Annotated in this window: 19 protein-coding genes; 9 read left to right on the top strand and 10 right to left on the bottom strand. The window is 74.7% G+C overall.

What is annotated here, in order from left to right:
* Positions 1 to 73: 73 nt before the first annotated feature.
* A complete protein-coding gene (locus GCU67_RS14675) occupies positions 74 to 472 on the bottom strand; it encodes a hypothetical protein (protein WP_246215156.1) in 399 nt (132 codons plus the stop codon).
* A gap of 128 nt (positions 473 to 600) precedes the next feature.
* Here GCU67_RS14675 and GCU67_RS14680 point away from each other — a divergent pair, with 128 nt between their 5' ends.
* The 5 genes from GCU67_RS14680 to GCU67_RS14700 all read left to right on the top strand — a co-directional run bounded on the left by GCU67_RS14680 (position 601) and on the right by GCU67_RS14700 (position 4,985).
* Positions 601 to 1,377 (top strand): glycerophosphodiester phosphodiesterase family protein, encoded by a 777-nt coding sequence (locus GCU67_RS14680; protein ID WP_163611962.1) that lies wholly within the window; start codon positions 601 to 603, stop codon positions 1,375 to 1,377.
* Positions 1,374 to 2,285 (top strand): lysophospholipid acyltransferase family protein, encoded by a 912-nt coding sequence (locus GCU67_RS14685; protein WP_338105027.1) that lies wholly within the window; start codon positions 1,374 to 1,376, stop codon positions 2,283 to 2,285. Before GCU67_RS14680 ends, GCU67_RS14685 begins: the two co-directional genes overlap by 4 nt.
* Positions 2,286 to 2,350: 65 nt before the next feature.
* A complete protein-coding gene (locus tag GCU67_RS14690) occupies positions 2,351 to 3,715 on the top strand; it encodes an MFS transporter (RefSeq protein ID WP_163611963.1) in 1,365 nt (454 codons plus the stop codon).
* Positions 3,712 to 4,455, top strand: coding sequence for a thymidine kinase (locus GCU67_RS14695; protein ID WP_163611964.1), 744 nt, complete (start codon positions 3,712 to 3,714; stop codon positions 4,453 to 4,455). Before GCU67_RS14690 ends, GCU67_RS14695 begins: the two co-directional genes overlap by 4 nt.
* A gap of 185 nt (positions 4,456 to 4,640) precedes the next feature.
* Positions 4,641 to 4,985 (top strand): RNA polymerase-binding protein RbpA, encoded by a 345-nt coding sequence (locus GCU67_RS14700; protein WP_036332628.1) that lies wholly within the window; start codon positions 4,641 to 4,643, stop codon positions 4,983 to 4,985.
* Between the two features lie 67 nt (positions 4,986 to 5,052).
* On the opposite strand, the gene GCU67_RS14705 is transcribed toward GCU67_RS14700, so the two are convergent.
* The 4 genes from GCU67_RS14705 to GCU67_RS14720 all read right to left on the bottom strand — a co-directional run bounded on the left by GCU67_RS14705 (position 5,053) and on the right by GCU67_RS14720 (position 9,966).
* Positions 5,053 to 5,565, bottom strand: coding sequence for an FxsA family protein (locus GCU67_RS14705; RefSeq protein WP_163611965.1), 513 nt, complete (start codon positions 5,563 to 5,565; stop codon positions 5,053 to 5,055).
* Positions 5,566 to 5,684: 119 nt separating this feature from the next.
* Positions 5,685 to 7,283, bottom strand: a complete 1,599-nt coding sequence (gene lnt / locus GCU67_RS14710; protein WP_163611966.1) for an apolipoprotein N-acyltransferase — start codon at positions 7,281 to 7,283, stop codon at positions 5,685 to 5,687.
* A gap of 149 nt (positions 7,284 to 7,432) precedes the next feature.
* A complete protein-coding gene (locus GCU67_RS14715; protein WP_163611967.1) occupies positions 7,433 to 8,950 on the bottom strand; it encodes an amidohydrolase family protein in 1,518 nt (505 codons plus the stop codon).
* Positions 8,947 to 9,966, bottom strand: coding sequence for an L-erythro-3,5-diaminohexanoate dehydrogenase (locus GCU67_RS14720; RefSeq protein ID WP_338105028.1), 1,020 nt, complete (start codon positions 9,964 to 9,966; stop codon positions 8,947 to 8,949). Before GCU67_RS14720 ends, GCU67_RS14715 begins: the two co-directional genes overlap by 4 nt.
* Positions 9,967 to 10,060: 94 nt before the next feature.
* Between GCU67_RS14720 and GCU67_RS14725 the strand changes: the two genes are divergently transcribed.
* Entirely contained in the window at positions 10,061 to 10,573 is a 513-nt protein-coding gene (locus GCU67_RS14725) for a GNAT family N-acetyltransferase (RefSeq protein ID WP_163611968.1), read from the top strand.
* Between the two features lie 16 nt (positions 10,574 to 10,589).
* Positions 10,590 to 12,026: a lipase maturation factor family protein gene (locus tag GCU67_RS14730; protein WP_163611969.1), complete on the top strand. Its 1,437-nt coding sequence runs from the start codon at positions 10,590 to 10,592 to the stop codon at positions 12,024 to 12,026.
* 7 nt (positions 12,027 to 12,033) lie between these two features.
* Here the strand turns inward: GCU67_RS14730 and GCU67_RS14735 are convergent, their stop codons facing one another.
* Positions 12,034 to 12,894, bottom strand: coding sequence for a lysophospholipid acyltransferase family protein (locus tag GCU67_RS14735; RefSeq protein WP_163611970.1), 861 nt, complete (start codon positions 12,892 to 12,894; stop codon positions 12,034 to 12,036).
* Between the two features lie 1,264 nt (positions 12,895 to 14,158).
* Between GCU67_RS14735 and GCU67_RS14740 the strand changes: the two genes are divergently transcribed.
* Entirely contained in the window at positions 14,159 to 15,004 is an 846-nt protein-coding gene (locus GCU67_RS14740) for a hypothetical protein (RefSeq protein WP_163611971.1), read from the top strand.
* 4 nt (positions 15,005 to 15,008) lie between these two features.
* Here GCU67_RS14740 and GCU67_RS14745 read toward each other — a convergent pair whose 3' ends face one another.
* The 3 genes from GCU67_RS14745 to GCU67_RS14755 all read right to left on the bottom strand — a co-directional run bounded on the left by GCU67_RS14745 (position 15,009) and on the right by GCU67_RS14755 (position 17,875).
* Complete coding sequence (locus tag GCU67_RS14745; protein WP_163611972.1) at positions 15,009 to 16,109, bottom strand: Rv2578c family radical SAM protein; 1,101 nt, start codon at positions 16,107 to 16,109, stop codon at positions 15,009 to 15,011.
* 160 nt (positions 16,110 to 16,269) lie between these two features.
* Positions 16,270 to 16,752 carry a winged helix-turn-helix transcriptional regulator gene (locus GCU67_RS22860; RefSeq protein ID WP_163611973.1) on the bottom strand — a complete coding sequence of 161 codons (483 nt, stop codon included), beginning with the start codon at positions 16,750 to 16,752 and terminating at the stop codon, positions 16,270 to 16,272.
* Positions 16,727 to 17,875 carry a M24 family metallopeptidase gene (locus tag GCU67_RS14755; RefSeq protein WP_338105029.1) on the bottom strand — a complete coding sequence of 383 codons (1,149 nt, stop codon included), beginning with the start codon at positions 17,873 to 17,875 and terminating at the stop codon, positions 16,727 to 16,729. Before GCU67_RS14755 ends, GCU67_RS22860 begins: the two co-directional genes overlap by 26 nt.
* A gap of 75 nt (positions 17,876 to 17,950) precedes the next feature.
* On the opposite strand from GCU67_RS14755, the gene GCU67_RS14760 reads away from it, so the two are divergent.
* Positions 17,951 to 18,859 carry a 5'-3' exonuclease gene (locus GCU67_RS14760; RefSeq protein ID WP_163612059.1) on the top strand — a complete coding sequence of 303 codons (909 nt, stop codon included), beginning with the start codon at positions 17,951 to 17,953 and terminating at the stop codon, positions 18,857 to 18,859.
* A gap of 12 nt (positions 18,860 to 18,871) precedes the next feature.
* On the opposite strand, the gene GCU67_RS14765 is transcribed toward GCU67_RS14760, so the two are convergent.
* Positions 18,872 to 19,714 carry a DUF4333 domain-containing protein gene (locus tag GCU67_RS14765; RefSeq protein WP_163611974.1) on the bottom strand — a complete coding sequence of 281 codons (843 nt, stop codon included), beginning with the start codon at positions 19,712 to 19,714 and terminating at the stop codon, positions 18,872 to 18,874.
* Positions 19,715 to 19,755 lie beyond the last annotated feature (41 nt).

Consider the following 19,755-nt stretch of genomic DNA (forward strand, 5'->3'; position numbering starts at 1 on the left):
AACCCCGGGGCACCCCTCCCCTGCGCGACCTCGGCGACCCTGCTCATTGCGTCACGTCACGCAATGAGCAGGGTCAGCCTGCGTTCTTGCCGTTGAGCCACAGCCGGTCCAGCCGGCCGGTCGAGCGCACCAGCTCGGCCAGTGACTTCTCCAGCTCGGCCTTGGTCGGCTTCTCCGACAGCACGGTCTGCACGTCCTCGATGGCGCAGCGGAGCTGGTAGAGCCGGTCCTGCAGGCCGTCGAGCTCGGCCCGGGTCACCAGCACCACGTCGTCGGACAGCCCGGCCTTCGCCGTCGCCGACCGCTGCTCGTACGCCCGCTGCCGGCACGCCTGGCCGCAGTACAGCCGCGGGCGGCCGACCGACTCCTGAGCGGGCAGGACGCTGCGACACCAGCCGCAGCGACGTTCCTCGCCCTTGGTGCGTCGGGTCCGTGCGGCCGGACGGGCCACGGCCTCGTGCTCTACAGCCACGGCAGCGACGGTAGACGCCCGGTACGACAGGACGACAATGGACACGCCAGGGCGGCGGTGCACGCGGGCACGGTCAGCCGCCGAGCACCCGTTCCACCCCGTTCGGTGCCCGGCACTAGCGTGGTGGTGTGCCGGGCCCGCGTTATGCATTCCTCGACGGCCCGACCCCGGTGGCGATGGCCCACCGCGGTGGCGCCATCGAGCACCTGGAGAACACGTTCCCGGCCTTCGAGGAGTGCGTCGCCCTCGGCTACCGGTACCTGGAGACCGACGTCCGGGTGACCTCCGACGGTGAGCTCGTCGTGTTCCACGACGCCACGCTGGACCGGGTCACCGACCGCACCGGCCGGGTCGAGTCGATGCCGTGGCGGGAGCTGCAGACGGCGCTCATCGGGGGCCGCGAGCCGATCCTGCGGCTGGAGGACCTGTTCGGCGCCTGGCCGGACGTGCGGTTCAACCTCGACATCAAGGCCGCCGGCGTGCTGGCGCCGCTGGTGCGCACCGTACGGCGGCTGAAGATCGAGGACCGCATCTGCCTGGGCTCCTTCTCCGACGCCCGGATCGCCGCGGCCCGCCGGGTCTTCGGCCCCGCCGTGTGCACCTCGCTGGGGCCGAAGGGGGTGGCCGCGCTGCGGCTGTCCTCCTACTCCCCCCGGGCCGCCGGGCTGGTGCGCATCCAGGCCGGCTGCGCCCAGGTGCCACTGGCGCTGGGTGGGCGGCCACTGGTCGACGAGCGGTTCATCGCCGCCGCCCACGCCCGCAGCCTGCAGGTGCACGTCTGGACCGTCGACACGGAGTCCGAGGCCACCGAGATGCTCGACCTGGGCGTCGACGGGCTCATGACCGACCGGCCGGCGATGCTGCGTGACCTCCTCATGGCCCGGGGTCAGTGGACCGGCGCGTGACCCGGTCCAGGACGGCGGGGGCGGCCGGTCGGCTGGGCCGCTGGCACCTGCCGACCCCTCCCCTCCCGGCCCAGCTCGCCGACCAGGTGGGCCCGGCCGACCCGGAGTGGTTCCCCCGTGAGCTGGCGGTCGCCGCGGCCCCGACGTGGTGGGCGTGGCGGTTCGTGCTGGACCGGCTGTCCTGGGTGCCACTGGCCTTCGGTCGGCTGCAGCTCACCGGGAAGGTGCCCGCGGAGCTGCTGGACGGTCCCCTGCTGCTGGCGGTCAACCACATCGGTGACTTCGACCCCTTCCTGGTCGGCGTCGCGCTGCACCGGGCCGGGGTGCAGCCCCGGTTCCTGGTCAAGAGCGGGCTGATGGACGTCCCGGTCCTCGGGGCGCTGCTGGAGCGCTGCGGCTGCATCCGGGTGGAACGGGGCACCGACCTGGCCGGGCACGCCGTCCGGGTGACCGAGGTGGCTCTGGCGGCCGGTGCGCACGTGGTCGCCTACCCCGAGGGGCGGATCGGGCTGACCGGTGACGGGTGGCCCGAGCGCGGGCGCACCGGGATGGCCCGGATGGCACTGGCCGCCGGCATCCCGGTCATCCCCGTCAGCCAGTGGGGCGCGCACGAGGTCGTGCAGTACGGCCTGGGCCGGGGCAAGGTCAGCAGCCTGCTCACCGCGCTGTGGCGCCGGCCCGCGCTGCGGGTGCGCATCGGCCCCCCGGTCGACTTCACCGACCTGCGGCCCGGCCGGCTGGGCGACGCCAACCGGGCCCGCACCCGGATCGACGCCGCACTGACCCGGGGGCTGGCGCCGCTGCGGGCAGGTGAGCCCACCGACCGGATCGCCCACGGCGACCTCACCCGGCCCACGACCGCCAGGGCGGCCTTCCCCGGCGGCGTGGTCCCGCCCGAGATCCCGTGACCTGCGGCGGATCTCGTGACCGGCCGGTGCTGGACCGGGGTGCCGGTGCCTGACACGCTGCGCCGGTGAGCGCCCTCCCTCAGGTCGAGTCCGCCCCCCAGCCCGACCGTGCGCTGCGCCGCGAGCGGGCCGGCTGGTACTCCTACGACTGGGCCATGTCGGCCTTCAACACCACGGTCATCAGCGTCTTCCTGGCCCCGTACCTGACCTCGGTGGCCGAGGCGGCTGCCGACGCGCAGGGCCGGATCCACCCGCTGGGCATCAGCATGCCGCCGGGCAGCCTCTTCGGGTACGTGGTGTCGCTGTCGGTGGTGCTGCAGGTGGTCGTGCTGCCGCTGACCGGTGCGGTGGCCGACCGGTCCGGGCGCAAGCGCCAGTTGCTGGCCGCGTTCACCCTGATCGGGTCGCTGTGCACGATGGCGCTGTTCTTCCTCTCCGGCGACGGCTACCTGCTGGGGTCGGGGCTGTTCATCGTGGCCAACATCGCCTTCGGTGCGGCCACGGTCGTCTACTACTCGTGGCTGCCCGACCTGGCCGCCCCGGACGAGCGGGACGCCGTCTCCAGTCGTGGCTGGGCGCTGGGCTACCTCGGCGGGGCGCTGCTGCTGGCCGCCAACCTGGCGCTCTACACGCAGTACGAGTCCTTCGGCCTCACCGAGGGCGAGGCGGTGCGGATCTGCCTGTCCTCGGCCGGGGCGTGGTGGGCCGCGTTCGCGGTCGTCAGCATCGCGCTGCTGCGCAACCGCACGCCGTCGGGGGACGTGGCGCCCTCCACCGGGGCGGCGTTCCGGGCCAGCCTCGGGCAGCTGCGCAGCACCCTGCAGGACATGCGGCAGTACCGGCTCACGCTGTGGTTCCTGGGCGCGTACCTGCTGTTCAACGACGGCGTGCAGACCGTCATCACCGTCTCGGCGCAGTTCGGCTCCGAGCAGCTGGAGCTGTCCCAGACCACCCTGGTGTCCGCGATCCTGCTGGTCCAGGTGGTCGCCTTCGTCGGCGCCCGCGCGATGGGCCGGATCGCGGAGTCCGCCGGGGCCAAGCGCACCGTGCTGTGGTCGCTGCTGGTCTGGGTCGGTGTCCTGGTCGCCGCCGTCTTCCTCACCCCGGGTGCCGCGGTGCAGTTCTACCTGCTGGCCGTGGTCATCGGCTTCGTGCTCGGTGGCACCCAGGCGCTGTCGCGGTCGCTGTTCAGCCAGCTCATCCCGCCGGGCAAGGAGGCGGAGTACTTCGGCTTCTACACGATCTCCGACCGCGGGACGAGCTGGCTGGGCACCTTCCTGTTCGCCCTGACCTACCAGCTGACCGACTCCTATCGGTACGCGATCATCAGCCTCGTCGTGTTCTTCGTCGTGGGCGGCGTCCTGCTCGCCCGGCTGGACATGCGCCGCGCCATCGTCGAGGCCGGCAACACACCCCCGGAGCGTCTGTGACCCCCGTACCACCCGCCGCCGACCTCGCCGGCCCCTCCGTCGTCCCGGCCTCCGGTGACCGCCGGCGGCACCCGGCGCCGGCGCACCTGGTGTTCTTCCACGGTCCGATGGACTGCGGGAAGTCCACCCTGGCCCTGCAGGTCGACCACAACCACACCCGGCAGGGCCGGCACGGGCTGCTGCTGACCCAGGGCGACCGGTCCGGCACCCCGCAGATCAGCTCCCGGGTCGGGTTGCGCCGGGAGGCGGTCGAGCTGGACGGCGACACCGACCTGCGGCTGCTGGTGCGCGACCGCTGGGCGGCCGGGCACCGCGTCGACTACCTGATCGTCGACGAGGCGCAGTTCCTTACCGGCGCCCAGGTCGAGCAGCTCGCCGAGCTCGTGGACACCTCGCACGTCGACGTCTACGCCTTCGGGCTCACCACCGACTTCCGCACCCGGCTGTTCCCCGGCACGCAGCGGCTGTTCGAGCTGGCCGACGACGTCCAGCGGGTGCAGGTCGAGGTGCTGTGCTGGTGCGGCCTGCCCGGTCTGCTCAACGCCCGGGTGGTGGACGGCGCGATGGTGCGCGAGGGCGCGACCGTGGTGGTCGCCGACACCGCGCCGGCGTCGCTGGCCGGTGAGGAGGCCGATGTCGACGGGGCGGCCGTGCGCTACCAGGTGCTCTGCCGGGGCCACTACACCCGCGGCCAGCTCGAGCCCACCCCGACCGGTCCCGGGCAGTTGTCGCTGCGCTGAGCTCCCCCGCACGGGGTGGACGAGCGCTCGAACACCACTCCATGCGATGATTGACCGCTGTCGACACGGAATTCTTTGCATTCTCGTGTCGTTCATCTTCCTAGACACCCGCACCGCACGCGTGAGCGTGTGGTGGTCCGGGCAGTCCTGTAACGACCTACATAAGCACGAGAGGACGGTGTGCCATGGGCGAGCGATCCCTGCGTGGAAGCCGACTGGGCAGCGTGAGCTACGAGACCGAGCGCAACACCGCGCCCATCGAGCGGCAGTACGCCGAGTACCGGTGCGCTCAGGGGCACCTCGTCACGGTGCCCTTCGCCGATGACGCCGAGCTCCCCGACACCTGGGAGTGCAAGTACGACGGTTCGGCCGCCAAGCTCGTCGGTGGCGCCGAGCCGGCTCCCAAGAAGGTCAAGCCCCCGCGCACGCACTGGGACATGCTCCTGGAGCGCCGTTCGGTCGACGACCTCGAGGAGGTCCTCGCCGAGCGCCTCGAGGTGCTCCGCGGGCGCCGTACGCGCGCCAGCTGACCAGCAGAAACGGAACGGCCCCGGTGGGATCTCCCACCGGGGCCGTTCCGCGTCCGGGGTCCTCCCCTCAGGGAGCGACCTCTCCCTCGATGACCCGGGTGGCCGGGCCCGCGCGGTAGGGCTCGGCCGGGCCGGTGACCGTCTCGGTGCGCACCGAGCGCACGTGCACCGGGCCGCGCAGCCGGTCGGGCAGGTTGCGGAGCAGGACGCGGGCGAACAGCGCCCGGGGCAGGGCGCGGGTGAACGGCAGCAGGCACAGCAGCCCGAGCAGGTCCCCGACGAAGCCCGGCAGCACCATCAGCAGCCCGCCGACGGCGACCAGCCCGGCGTCACCGAGTGCCCGGCCAGGCGCCCGGTGCTCCTGCGCGCGCAGCCGCAGCTCCCCCAGCGCCGCCCGCCCCTGCCGGGCGAGCAGCAGGGCACCCAGAGCGCTGGTGGCCACGGTGGCGAGCAGCGTCCAGCCCAGCCCGATCCAGGAGGCGACGAGGACGTAGACGACGACCTCGGCGAGCGCGCCGAGACCGATCACCGTCCGCAGCCGGGACGGCCGGCGTCGGACCGGGGTGTACGTGGTGGCCATGCGTGTCCTCCTCCGCCCGCCGGACGGCAGTGGTCCTGCCTCCCGCACGGGTCGTCACCGGGTGCAACGAACGGGACGGCGATCGTGCTCCCGCCGTCCGCTGCCGGCGTACCGGCGGGTCAGGCCGCCGACCGACGACGCCGGAGCACCGCAGCGAGGACGGCGCCCAGGCCCAGCGCGGTGAGCAGCCACTCCGGGGTGGCCCCCAGGCGCTCGGCGACCGTGCGCTGGTCCCGCTGGGCGATCGGCTCGACGAAGGTGTCGGCGGTGTAGAGCGTCGACTCGTGCACGACGGTGCCGTCCGGCGCCACGATCGCGCTGATCCCGCTGGTGGCCGCGACGACCACGGTGCGCCCGAACTCCACCGCGCGCAGCCGGCTCATGGCCAGCTGCTGGACGCTCTCGTCGGTGTACCCGAAGGTGGCGTTGTTGGTCTGCACGACGAGCATCCCGGCGCCGGCGTCGACGACGTCGGACACCAGCCCGTCGTAGGCCACCTCGAAGCAGATGACGTCACCGACCCGCGCGCCGCCGACGTCCAGCGTGCCGACCCCGGTGCCCTGGGTGAAGTCCCGGCGCACCAGGTCCACCTTCTCGCTGAAGAAGCGGAAGAAGGGGCGGTAGGGCACGTACTCGGCCAGCGGTACCGGGTGCCGCTTGACGTAGGTGTCGCCCGGCCCGGTGACCGGGTCCCACACGATGCCGGTGTTGGACAGCTTCTCGCCCGGGCCCTCGACCACCGCGCCGACCAGGACGGGGACGCCGATGGCGCGGGCGGCCCGGCTGATCACCCCGGCGGCGTCGGCGTTGCGGTAGGGGTCGATGTCGGAGCTGTTCTCCGGCCAGATGACCAGGTCGGGCTGGGCGGCCTCGCCGCGGGCGACGGCGTCGGCCAGGGCCAGGGTCTGGCCGGCGTGGTTGTCCAGCACGGCGCGGCGCTGGGCGTTGAAGTCCAGCCCGGCGCGGGGCACGTTGCCCTGGATCACCGCGACGGTGCGGGTCGGGCCGCCCTCGGTCAGCGAGGAGCCGGCCAGCGGCAGTCCGGCCAGCACCCCGACCAGCGGGACGGCGAGGACGCCGACCAGGGCCAGCACCGCCGCCCGCCGTCCCGGTCGGCGGCGGACCACGGCGAGGACGCCGGCGGCCAGCAGCGTGCCGGTGAGGGCGACGGCGAGGCTGACCAGCGGGACGCCGCCGTACGCGGCGAAGGCGGTGAAGGGGCCCTCGGCCTGGCTGAAGCCCAGCCGCCCCCAGGGGAACCCGCCGAACGGCGCCCGGCCACGCAGTGCCTCGTCGGCCACCCACAGCGCGGCGGCCCACAGCGGCCAGCCCGGCAGCCGGGACACCGCGGCCGCGGCCCCACCGAGCAGGGCGAAGTACAGCGCCTCGAACACCGCCAGCGCCAGCCAGGGGAAGGCGCCGACGTAGATGCCGGTCCAGGACAGCAGCGGCAGCATGAACACCAGGCCGAGGACCAGCCCCAGCCAGGCACCGCCGCGCACCCGCTGCCCGCGGACGGCCAGGGCCAGCGCCGCCGGGCCGAGCACGGCCAGCAGGGACAGGTCGTGCCCGGGGAAGGCGAGGAACAGCGCGAGTCCACCGGCGGCGGCCAGGACGGTCCGCCAGGGCCACCGCACCCGGGAGCGCCGCCGCTGCTGCTCCGCCGGGACGCCGGGCGTGCCCGCGTCGACCGGGCCGGCCGAGACCGCTGACGCCACGCCCACCTCCTGCTCGTCTGGTCCGGTCCGCGCTCGGACCGGCCGCCGACCATCATCCCACCCGCTGCGCCGTCCCCGGCCGACGTCCCGCCGTGGGTGCGGCGGGCCGGTGCACCCACGGCGGGGCCGGCGGGCGCCCGGCGGCGGGCTCAGGCGCCGGGCAACAGCGGCTCGCCGGCCACCAGGAGGTGTCGGCAGACCGGCCTGGCCCGCTCGGCCAGCACGGCCGACAGGGTGGACCCGGTGGACCACAGGGCCAGGTCGGCGGGGGCGCCGACGGCCAGCGGGCCCTCCGGGTGCTCGGACCGCGCGGCCGCCCACCCGCCGTGGGTGGCGGCGTCGAAGGCGTCGAAGGGCCGCATGCCCGAGCTGCGCGTGGTGTGGTCGACCGCGGCGTGCACCCCGCCCCAGGGGTCCAGCGGGGTCACCGGGGCGTCGCTGCCGAGCGCGACGGTCACGTCGGCGTCGACGAGGTCGGCCAGCGGGTTGACCCCGGCCGCCCGGTCGGCCCCCAACCGCTCGGCGTACATCCGGGACGGCCCACCCCAGGTGGCGTCGAACGCCGGCTGGACGCTGGCGACCATGCCGAACCGGCGCATCCGGTCGATGGCGGCGTCGCCGACCATCTCCACGTGCTCCAGCCGGTGCCGGCAGGCCCGGACGGCGTCGCGCCCCAGCTCCTCGACCACCGCGGCGACGGCGTCCAGCACCTGGTCGACGGCGGCGTCGCCGATGCAGTGGAAGCCGGCCTGCAGCCCCGCGGCGGTGCACGCCCGGACGTGCTCGACCAGTGACCCCAGCTCGAACCGCAGCGACCCGGAGGTCTCCGGCCGGTCGGTGTAGGGCTGCGACAGCGCCGCGGTGTGCGAGCCCAGGGCACCGTCGCAGAACAGGTCACCACCGGCACCGGTCAGCCCGAGCTCCCGGACGACATCGAGCCCGCCCCGCTCGGACAGCTCGCCCCAGTAGCCGACCACCCGCGGGCCCGGGGTCCCGGCGACCAGCTCGAGCAGCTCGGCGAGGTCGGTGGCGCTGGAGACCTCGGGGCCGGCCATCTCGTGCACCGTGCCGATGCCCAGGGCGGCCGCGGCGGCCAGGGCGGCGCGCTGGGCGCTGCGGCGCTGGTCGGCCGGCACCGAGCCGTAGGCGGCGTTGCGGGCGGCGGAGTGGGCGTCCAGCCGCAGCCGCCCGTCCGGGCTGTACCCGGCCAACTGGGTGATGCCGGGGACCCGGTCCAGCAGGGCAGTGGAGACCGTCGCCGAGTGGACGTCGACCCGGGCCAGGTAGGCCGGCCGGTCCCCGACCACGGCGTCGAGGTCGGCGCGGGTCAGCCCGCGGCCCTCGGGCCAGTCGGTCTCGTCCCAGCCGGTGCCCAGCACGGTGCCGGTGGGTGCGGCCGCAGTCTGCCGGGCGAGCAGCGCGACGGCGTCCCGCAGGCTGGCCGCGGCGTGCAGGTCCAGACCGGTCAGCGCGAGGCCGGTGGCGGTGGCGTGCACGTGGGCGTCGACGAACGCCGGGGTCAGCAGCGCACCGGCGCCGTCGAGGACCCGGTCGGCGGCCGGGGCGTCGGCGGCATCACCCAGCCAGCTGATCCGCCCCGCCTCGACGTGCACCGCCCGGCCGGGACGGTCCCCGACCGTGACGTCGGTGACGAGCAGCCCGCTCACCGCGCCACCCGCGCGTCGACCATCGCCTGCACGCCCGGCGTCCGCCGGTACAGGTCCAGGGCCAGGGCCGCGTGCCCCGGCGTGTAGCCGTTGCCCACCAGCATCGTCACGTCCGTCGCCATCCCCTCGGCTGCTCCGGCCGCTGCCTGGCTGGCGGGAGCCGGGGAGAAGAAGACCACGGTGCCCCCGTCGGCCGTCGTGAGCACCGCGGCCTGCTCCGCCCCGGGGGCGTCGACGCAGACGACGGTGACGTCGACCGGCTCCCCGACCGCGGCGGCGACGGCCAGCGGGTCGCTGGTGTCGGCCACCACGACGAGGTCGGCGAGCCGGGCCGCGCGCAGCTCGGCGGCGTCGGCCTCGGTGGCCACCACGCCCACCAGCCGCCCGGCGCGGGCGTCCCGGGCAGCGGCCAGGCTCAGGCACCCCGAGCGGCCGGCGGCACCCAGGACGGCGACGGAGGGTCGGTGACCCGACCGGTGGACGGCGCGCTCGGTGGCCGCCGGGGCGCCGCAGACCTCCAGCACCGCCAACGCCGTCTCCTGGGGCAGGTCCTCCGGGAGGACGGCGGCGACGGAGCGGGCGAAGAGCACCGCGGTCCCCGTCGTGGGCACGTGCCGGCTGGCGCCGTCCCAGGAGGCCAGGCCGTCGGTGACCCGCAGCGGCACCCCGGTCAGCGGGACCAGTGTGACCACCCGCTGACCGGCGTGCAGGCCCAGCGGGGAGTCCAGGCCGGCCTCGTCCACGACGCCGATGACCATGCCGCGGGGGCCGACGTCGAGCTTGCCGTCACGCTCGATGCCGGCCAGGACGGCGGCTCGCACCGCGTCGCCGTCGGCACCGTGCTCCGTGGGGTCCCAGGTCGCGGCGTCGAGGTCGATGCGGTGCACGTCGACGCGCACCTCGTCCGGGGCGAGCCGGGGGTCGGCGTCCAGCCGCCGGGCCGCCGCGGGGAGCACCCCGACCGGGTCGAGCGCCCGGTGCACACCCAGGCTGCGGTGCAGCACGCTGTCGAGCACGTGGAGTCCCTCCGTCGTCCCGGACCCGCGCCCGGGGTGCCCATCGTCCCCGAGTGCGCGTTTCCCCGCGGCCGGACGGCGGTAGCTCTCCCCGGTGGAGCTGCTGTGCACCGACCGGCTGCGCCTGCGGGCCTGGACCACCGCGCCCGCCGACCTCGCGCGGCTGGCCGACGTCTACAGCCGCGACGAGGTGACCCGCTGGCTGGGTGGGCCGCCCACCGTCTCCCCCGCCGAGCTGGTCGAGCGCTGGCGGCTGGTGCACGAGCTGAACCCGGTGCACGGCTGCTGGGCGGTCGACCGGCTCGACGGCGGGCCACCGGCGGGCACGATGCTGCTCAAGCCGCTGCCCAACGGCGTCGGTGAGGTCGAGGTCGGCTGGCACCTGCACCCGGACAGCTGGGGCAACGGCTACGCCACCGAGGCCGCGCGGGCGGTCGTCGAGCGGGCCTTCGACGAGGGGCTGCTGGAGGTCTACGCCGTCGTCCGGCCGGGCAACGAGCCCTCACTGGCGGTGTGCCGGCGGCTGGGGATGCAGCCGCTGGGCCGTACCTCCCACTGGTACGGCACGGAGCTGGAGTCCTTCCGGCTCGAGGCGCCGGCGGTCTGAGGGCGGAGGGGGCGGCGTGGACTGGGCAGTGGACCCCGGCGCCTGGGCCGGCCGGCTGGTGTTCACCCGCGGCCTGGCACTGGTGTACCTGCTGGCCTTCGTCGCCGCGCTCCGGCAGGCACCGGCGCTGATCGGCGCGCACGGGCTCACCCCCGTGCCCCGGTTCCTCCGCGCCACGTCGTGGCGGACCGCCCCCAGCCTGTTCCGGCTGCGCTTCTCCGACCGGCTGCTGGGCGCGGTCTGCTGGACCGGCATCGTGCTGTCGGCCGCGGCGCTCGTCGGGGTCGCCGACCGGCTGCCGATCGCCGGGTGGATGGCGCTGTGGGCGGTCCTCTGGGCGCTCTACCTGTCCCTCGTCAACGTCGGGCAGATCTGGTACGGCTTCGGCTGGGAGTCGCTGCTGGTCGAGGCCGGGTTCCTCGCCGTCTTCCTGGGGCCGGCGCACGTCGGGCCGCCGCTGCTGGGCCTGTGGCTGGTGCGCTGGCTGCTGTTCCGGCTCGAGTTCGGCGCCGGGCTGATCAAGATGCGCGGCGACCGGTGCTGGCGGGACCTGACGTGTCTGGCCTACCACCACGAGACCCAGCCGATGCCCAACCCGCTGAGCTGGTGGTTCCACCGGCTCAGCCCGCGGCTGCACCGGGTGGAGACGCTGGCCAACCACGTCACCCAGCTGGTGGTCGTGTGGGGCCTGCTGCTGCCCCAGCCGATCTGCGGGATCGCGGCCGCCGTCATGGTGGTGACCCAGGGCTACCTGCTGATCAGCGGCAACTTCGCCTGGCTCAACGCCCTCGCCCTGGTGCTGGGGCTGGCGCTGCTCGACGGGCGGTGGCTGGCCGCTGTGCTGCCGGTCGAGCGGCCCGCGGAGCTGAGCTCGCCCACGTGGTTCAGCGTGCTCGGCCTCGTGGTGGCTGCCGGCGTGGCGGTGCTGAGCATCGGCCCCGTGCGCAACATGCTCTCGCCCCGGCAGCAGATGAACACCAGCTTCGACCCGTTCCGGCTGGTCAACAGCTACGGGGCGTTCGGGTCGGTCACCAAGGTGCGCCGTGAGCTGCTCGTCGAGGCCACCGACTCCCTCGGACCGGACGCCGAGTGGCGGGAGTACGAGTTCCGCGGCAAGCCCGGCGACGTGCACCGCCGCCCGCCCCAGTGGGCGCCCTACCACCTGCGGCTGGACTGGCTGATGTGGTTCGTGGCGCTCTCACCGGCCTACGGCCGCGCGTGGCTGGTGCCCTTCCTGCGCACGCTGCTGGAGGCCGACCCCGCCACGTTGCGGCTCTTGCGGTCCGCGCCGTTCGGTGCCGCGCGCCCGGCCGCCGTCCGGGTGCTGCTGTACCGCTACCGGTTCACCACCCGCGCCGAGCGGCGGGCGACCGGCGCCTTCTGGCACCGCACCTACGAGCGGGAGCTGGTCGGCCCGCTCACCTCTGACGACGTCGCCCAGCGGGTGCGCTGAGCGCCCCTCACCGGCGGGGCAGACGTGCCCGGAGCCGGGCCAGCCGTCCCGTCTTCGGCACGACGACCTTGTGGCCGGCGGCGTTCCGGTCGTCCAGCACGGCGGCCACCTCGGGGGTCGGGGCGGTGCCTCCCAGGTGGGCGGGCAGCCACCAGCGGTCGTCGTCCCCGGCGGGCTGGTCCGGGTAGGTGCGCTGCGCCTCCTCGACGAGGGCCTCGATCGCCGCCTTGGTGCGGCGGAGCAGCGCTTGCACCTTCTCCCCCGGCTCGGGCACCAGCGGCTCACCGATGATCACGGTGACCGGGACGTTGCGGCGGAACCTGACCTTCTGTCGCTTGGTGGCGATCCGCTGACCGCCCCAGACGGCGGCGGGCAGGATCGGTACCCCGGCGTCGACGGCCATGCGGGCGGCGCCGGCCTTGAGCTGCTTGACGACGAACGAGCTGCTGATCGTGGCCTCGGGGAAGACCCCGATGACGTGGCCGTCCTTGAGCGACGTCACGGCCGCCTCGAAGGCGGCGGTGCCGGCGGAGCGGTCGACCGGGATGTGCTGCATGGCGCGCATGAACGGGCCGGAGAACCAGTGGCCGAACACCGAGGCCTTCGCCATGAAGCGGACCAGCCGGTGCTGCGGCAGGGCGGCCAGCCCGAGGAAGGTGAAGTCCAGGAAGCTGACGTGGTTGCTGCAGATGATCGCGCCACCGGTGGCGGGCACGTGCTCCTGGCCGCGGACGTCGAACCGGAAGCGGAACAGTCGGAAGACGATCAACGCGAACCGGATGACGAACCGGTACGGACGGTCCCGCCGGTCCGGGCGGTCACCGAACAGGTCGCGGCGGACGACGTCGCCCCAGCTGGCCGTGTACATGACAGCGGACCCTAGCCAACGCCGCAGACAGCCGTGTCGTGCGTCCTCCTGCGGGCGACCGCCGGCGCCGCTCGGGCTCGCCTGGTGGTCCTCGGCGCTGCGGCGCCCGGAGGGTGCCGTACGTCTTTCGTTTGTGATGCATAAGCTTCGTTGGGGATAACGGAGCACGTGAGTCGTTGTGTGCGAGTGCCGGTGTGCGCGCCCTCGCCGAAGCGGACATCGGCAGGACCGCCGGCCGTGCGAACCCCCGCGACTCCCGGTGGCCAGCGCCGCTCGGACGGCGCGGCCGTGGACCAGCTGCTGACCCATGGCCGACCCGGTGTCCCGGTGACGAGGCGGGTCACCGGCGGCCGAGCCCGTCGCTGGCACCGGGTCGGCGACCTGTCCCGACTCGTGCACTGCTGCCGCACACAGGACGAGGGCCTCCTCCTCTGTCCCGCGCTCAGTCGTCCAGGACGCGGTGTCGTCCGTCAGGACCTGCGCGAGGTCGTGCGTGCCATCCCGCGTGGCCGAGCGGTCGAACAGTGCCCCACGCCTCAGGGCCAGCAGCCCCCTTGTCAGCGCGTGTGTCGTCCGCGTTGGCGGTTGGTGTGTTCGTTGTCTTCCTGTGAATTGCGGCGAGAGCGTCTGTTGGGCATAACGGGTCAAGAGGATGCGGACGGTCATCGGGGCCGCACCTGCTGATCGCGCACCGGCCGGCGCGAGGGTTGCGCGCTCCGCCTGCGCAGCCCAGCGGCGGCGCCGTACTGGTGTGACGCTTCTCCGGCAGCCCTCGCCTGCTCCCCGCTCCGGCGATCGCAGCGGTCGGGACAGGCCCCGCTCCCCCGTGCCGGTCGTCGTCCCGCCAGCCACCGGGACGACCGTCGCCGCGCCGGCATGACCACTCGGCGACCACCCGACGATGGACGGCCCTGAGGCCGGCCCGTTCGCGCGTCGATCACTCCACGGCAGGGCGCCCCTTTCCTCGCTGCTCGGCTCTTCACCTCAGGGCGGCGAGGCGAAAGTTGGGGATAACGGTCTAGAAGTTGCGGCTTGGGGCAGTTGCATCTCTCGGTCGCCCCCCGGTCGTGGGCTAAACGGTCAGAGCACCTCCTCTCTCAGCGCTCGGGTGTCGAGCCGAGATCTAGACCCGCCCATGAGCGCTCTGACGCCGAGCTGGTCAGCCGCTACGGGCCTGGATCGGCGCCTGTGGTGCGACTCCCCCGGTGCCGGGTCCGGCGTGCCATGCTGAGTCGGTAGTTGGGGATAACGGTATGGTGGGTTCATGACCGAGGGCTTCCATCCCGCGCTGCCCGACATGCCGTCGCCGCCGGCCGTCCGCGGCTGGAACCGGCTGCGGGCGCCACTGGGCTACCAGGACCAGTGGCGGCGGCTGATGGAGGCCGCACTCGAGCTCGACCTGGGTCCTGACGACCTGGCGCACGCCGGCCTCGACCCGCTCGCGTCCGCCCGGGACTGGAAGCCGGCGACCGTCGCGCTCTACACCAAGGTCGCCCGCTACGGCGGCCTGCAGATGCCCCAGCCGCGCACCCCCGAGCCCGACCCGGTGACGCTGGACCTGCGCGAGCTGACCCGCGTCCGGGGCGAGGCACCCGAGCACCTCCGCACCGTCGCCTGGTGCGCCATCGCGCTCGGCTGGCCGGGCACGGTCGGGCAGTTCCGCTCGCTGCGCCGTGACCAGGTGACCGCGACCACCCGCCGGCTGCTGGTGTCCACCGACGACGGCGACTGGGCGGTCCCCGGTGCGCTGACCGCCTGGCATGCCTGGGAGGAGGTGCGCAACCGCTTCCCGGCGCTGGAGTCCAGCCCCTGGGTGCTGCCGGCGCTGCGACGCGGACCGGGCCCCACGTCGCACGTGGGCGGGAAGCTGTCCACGCAGGCCCTCCAGGTCACCTTCACCAAGCACGCCGTCCGGACCGCTCTGCAGCTGCAGGCCTCCGCCGCCCCCTCGCAGACCGCGACGGCGGAGTCGCTGGCCAGTCACTACGCGCGACTGTCCTACGACTCCTACCGGCGGCTGGTGCTCAGCAGCGGCGTCGAGCCGGTGGCGCCCCGGGGGGCCGTCCGGGCCGAGCGCGCCGTGCGACGGGCGGCCCGGCAGGCCGACTGAGGCCTCAGCACAACGACAGCTGCTCCGGCTCCTCGTGCACCACCGGCGTCGCCGGCACCAGCTCGGGCAGGCTGCCGGCCGGGAAGGACGCCGCCGAGTCCCCCGGCAGGCCCAGCGAGCCGTCCTCGCCGATGCCCCGCGCCGCTCCCCCGCTCGCCCGGTCCAGGCCGTGGGCGGCGAGCAGCGGTGCGACCCGCGCGGCCAGCCAGGAGCGGTACTCCGCGGGCACGTAGGCGCCCCGGCCGTACAGCTGCTGGTATCGCCCGACCAGGCCCGGGTGCTCGCGGGCGAGCCAGCTGGTGAACCACTCGCGGGCGCCGGGACGCAGGTGCAGCGGGACGACGGTCACCCCGGTGGCGCCGGCGGCGGCGATGGCCCCGATCGCGGCGGCCAGGTGCTCCCGCGAGTCGGTGAGCCCGGGCAGGACCGGGGCGAGGAAGACCCCGCACGGCAGCCCGGCCTCGGTGATCGCCCGCACCAGGTCCAGCCGGGCCCGGGGCGTGGGCACGCCGGGCTCCAGGGCGGTGTGCAGCCCGTCGTCCCAGATGGCCATGGACACCCCCATGCCGATGGGGACGTCGCGCGAGGCGGCGGCCAGCCGCGGCACGTCCCGCCGGGCCAGCGTGCCCTTGGTGAGCACGGAGAACGGCGTGCCGGAACGGGCCAGGGCGTCGATGACGCCGGGCATCAGCTGGTACCGGCCCTCGGCACGCTGGTAGGGGTCGGTGTTGGTGCCCAGCGCCACGTGTTCCCGCTTCCAGGACGGCCGGGCCAGTTCCCGGCGCAGGACGTCGACGAGGTTGGTCTTGACCACGATCTGCTGGTCGAAGTCGGTGCCGCTGTCCAACTCGAGCCACTCATGCGTGCCCCGCGAGTAGCAGTAGACACACGCATGGGAGCAGCCACGGTAGGGGTTGATGGTGTGACCGAACGGCATCGCCGAGTCCTTGGGGACGGCGTTGAGCGCGCTCTTGGCCCGCACCTCGTGGAACGTGAGGCCCGGGAACTCCGGGACCTGCACGCTGCGCAACAGCCCCCGGACGTCGGGCAGCCCGGGCAGCGTCGTGGGCTCGTCGAGGTCCAGCCGTTGGGCATCCCAGCGCATGCCCCCATCCGAACACATGTTCGACCAGCTGTCGACCACCAGCCCTCGGCCCCCTCGCAGGGTCCCGCTGCGAGCGTGCGAGCGGTGGGTCAGGCCCTGCTGCAGGGGCCCGTGCTGAGCTCGCGGAGCACGGGGGGCAGCAGGGTCCTTCCACCTTCGTCTACACCGGCGGCCGGTTCTCGTATGCGGTCGAGAGGACCACCGTCGTCCGGGTGCTGACGTTGGCCACCGCGCGGATCTCGTGCAGCAGCGCCTCGAGCGCGTCCGGCCCGGCCACCCGCACCTTGAGGATGTAGCTCTCCACCCCGGCGACCGCGTGGCACGCCTCGACGGCGGTGAGGTGCGCCAGCAGGGCCGGGGCGTCGTCGGGGTGCCCGACGTCGATGGGCGTGATCGAGACGAACGCGGTCAGCGGCAGGCCCAGCGCCCGGGCGTCGACCTGGGCGGCGTAGCCGGTGATCAGCCCGCGCTGCTCCAGGCGGCGCACCCGCTGGTGCACCGCGGAGACCGACAGCCCGACCAGCTCGGCCAGCTCCGTGTAGCTGGCCCGCCCGTCCCGGGACAGCGCGGCCAGCAGCGCCCGGTCGACGTCGGGGGCCGCCGGCTGGCCGCCGGGCTCAGGCGCCGAGCTCGACGAGGCCACGGGGACGGTTGTTGAGGACGCGGACGCCGTCGTCGGTGCACACCACGATGTCCTCGATCCGGGCGCCGTAGCGCCCCTCGAGGTAGATGCCGGGCTCGACGGAGAACGCCATGCCCGGCTCCAGCGGCAGGTCGTTGCCGGCCACGACGTAGGGCGCCTCGTGGGTGTCCAGGCCGATGCCGTGCCCGGTGCGGTGCACGAAGTGCTCGCCGTACCCGGCCTTGGTGATGACCCCGCGGGCCACGGCGTCGACCTGGGCGCAGGTCACCCCCGGGCGGACGGCGGCGACCGCGGCCGCCTGGGCGCGCTCCAGGACGGCGAACCACTCCTTGAGGCCCCGGGCGGCCATCCCCCCGACGATGTAGGTGCGGGTGCAGTCGGAGCGGTAGCCGCTGGCCGTCTCACCGCCGATGTCGACCACCACCAGGTCGCCGGCCTCCACGACCCGGTCGGAGAGCTCGTGGTGCGGGCTGGCCCCGTTCGGGCCCGAGGCGATGATCGTGAAGTCCACGGCCACGTGTCCCTCGGCGAGGATCGCGGCGGCGACGTCCGCGCCGACCTCGGCCTCGGTGCGCCCGGGGCGCAGCCACTCCCCCATCCGGGCGTGCACCCGGTCGATGGCGGCGCCGGCGGCGGCCAGCTCTTCGACCTCGGCCGGGGTCTTGACCATCCGCAGCCGGTCGATGACCGGGCTCGCCAGCTCCAGCACCGAGCCGGGCAGCGCCTGCTGCACGCCCAGGGCGTGCTCGGCCCAGGTGCGCGAGCCCACGGCGACCCGGGTGGGGGCCGCGCCGAGGCGGGCGGTGACCGCGGCGGCCAGCACGGCGAAGGCGTCGTCCGTCTCGTCCCAGGCCAGCAGCTCCAGGCCCAGGGCGCCCGCCGGTGAGGCGCCCACCATCGGCGCCTCCAGCCGCGGCACCACCAGCAGGGGCTCGCCCCGGCGCGGCACGACCAGCGCGGTCAGCCGCTCCATCGCGTGGGCGTCGTAGCCGCACAGGTAGCGGAGGTCGGCGCCGGGGGTGAGGACCACGACGTCGATGCCGAGCTCGTCGGCCACGGCGCGGGCGGCGTGCACCCGGTCGACCGACACCAGGGGGGACGAGGGAGCTGGGGTGGCGGACACGTCGGCAGACTAGCCAGCGGATGTGACGACCACCGCCGCCCGTGTTCGTCCCGTTACCGTCCCCGCGTGACCACGATGCTGCTGGACGCGGCGAGCCTGTACTACCGCGCCTTCTACGGGGTGCCCACGACCGTCACCGGCCCGCACGGGCGGCCGGTGAACGCCGTCCGGGGCTTCCTGGACATGACCGCCCGGCTGGTCGTCGCCCACGCACCCGCCCGCCTGGTGGCCTGCTGGGACGACGACTGGCGGCCGGCGTTCCGGGTGGCGGCGCTGCCCACCTACAAGGCGCACCGGGTCGCCCCCGCGGGCGGTGAGGAGACCCCGGAGGAGCTCGCCCCCCAGGTGCCCGTGCTGGTCGACGTCCTGGCCGCCGCAGGGCTCGCCCGGGTCGGCGCGCCCGGGTACGAGGCCGACGACGTGATCGGCACGCTGGCCACCCGGGCCCGCGGCCCGGTCGACGTGGTGACCGGCGACCGGGACCTCTTCCAGCTGGTGGACGACGAGCGCGGGGTCCGCGTGCTCTACACCGCGCGCGGCATCAACGACCTGGAGTTCGTCGACGAGGCCGCGGTGGCCGCCCGCTACGGCATCCCCGGCCGCAGCTACGCCGACTTCGCCGTGCTGCGCGGTGACCCCAGCGACGGACTGCCCGGGGTGTCCGGGGTGGGCGCCAAGACCGCGGCGGCGCTGATCAACGAGTTCGGCTCGCTGGCCGGCATCCGCACGGCCGTCGCCCGCACCGTGGTGCCCCGGGCGCCGCTCACCGCCGCGGTGCTGAAGAAGCTGCAGGCCGCCGGCGACTACCTGGACGCCGCGCCCGAGGTGGTCGCCGTCGTCACCGGCATCGACCTGCCCCCGGTGGACGGCGCCCTGCCGCGGCACCCCGCCGACCCCGACGCGCTCGCCGCGCTGGCGGCCGAGCACGGTCTGGAGTCCTCGGTGCGCCGGCTGGGTGCGGCCCTGGGCTGGCCGCAGGACTGACCGGCCCGGGGGTCAGCGGTCGGTCCAGGTGTAGGCGCCCTCGTCGTCGGTGACCCGGATGGTGACGGTGACCCGCTCGTCGTCGTCGGTGCGGCCCTGGCACTGGTAGCTGCGGCCCACCTCGACGGTCATGTCCTGGCCGCAGTCCAGGTCCAGCGCCACGCCCTCGATCTCCTCGAACTGCTCGGCGACGTCACGCTGCACGGCGTCGGGGTCCAGCCGGGTTCCCCCGAGCCCGGAGCCCTGGGCAAGCGCGGCGACGACCAGCACCGCGAGCGCCAGGATCCCGACCACCAGCGCCAGCCGCCGCTGCGAGCGTCGGCCGGCGGGCTCGGGCGGCTGCCCCCAGCCCGCCGGCGGCTGGCCGGGGAACTGACCGTGCGCCTGCTGGCCGTACTGGCCGGGGGGCCCGTACTGGCCAGGTGGCCCCCACTGCGGCTGGCCGTACTGCGGCTGCCCGTACTGCGGGCCGTACTGGCCGTGCGGGCCGTACTGGCCGTGCTGGCCGTACTGCGGCTGCTGGCCGTACTGGTCGGGCGGGTACTGCTGCGGCTGCCCGTACGGAGGACGGCCGTACTGCGAGGGCTGACCGTAGGGAGGCTGTTGCCCGTACGGGGGCTGACCGTAGGGAGGCTGGCCGTACGCAGGCTGCCCGTACGGAGGCTGCTGGCCGTACGGGGGCTGCCCGTGCCCCGGCTGCTGGCCGTACTGCGGCGACGGCGGACCCCAGCCAGGCGCGGCCGGGCGACCCTCCTGTGCGGCTGGGTCCTCGTGCCCCCGGTCCGCGGGCTCGTCCGGCTCCCGGTCCCACGGCGTCCAGTCGGGCCGGTCCCGGTCCTGCGGCGGCTGGCTCATCGTCGCTCCTCGTCGTGGGCCCGGCCCCGCTGCGGGGCGCG

Source organism: Modestobacter muralis (assembly GCF_010682105.1).
Taxonomy (GTDB): Bacteria; Actinomycetota; Actinomycetes; order Mycobacteriales; family Geodermatophilaceae; genus Modestobacter; species Modestobacter muralis.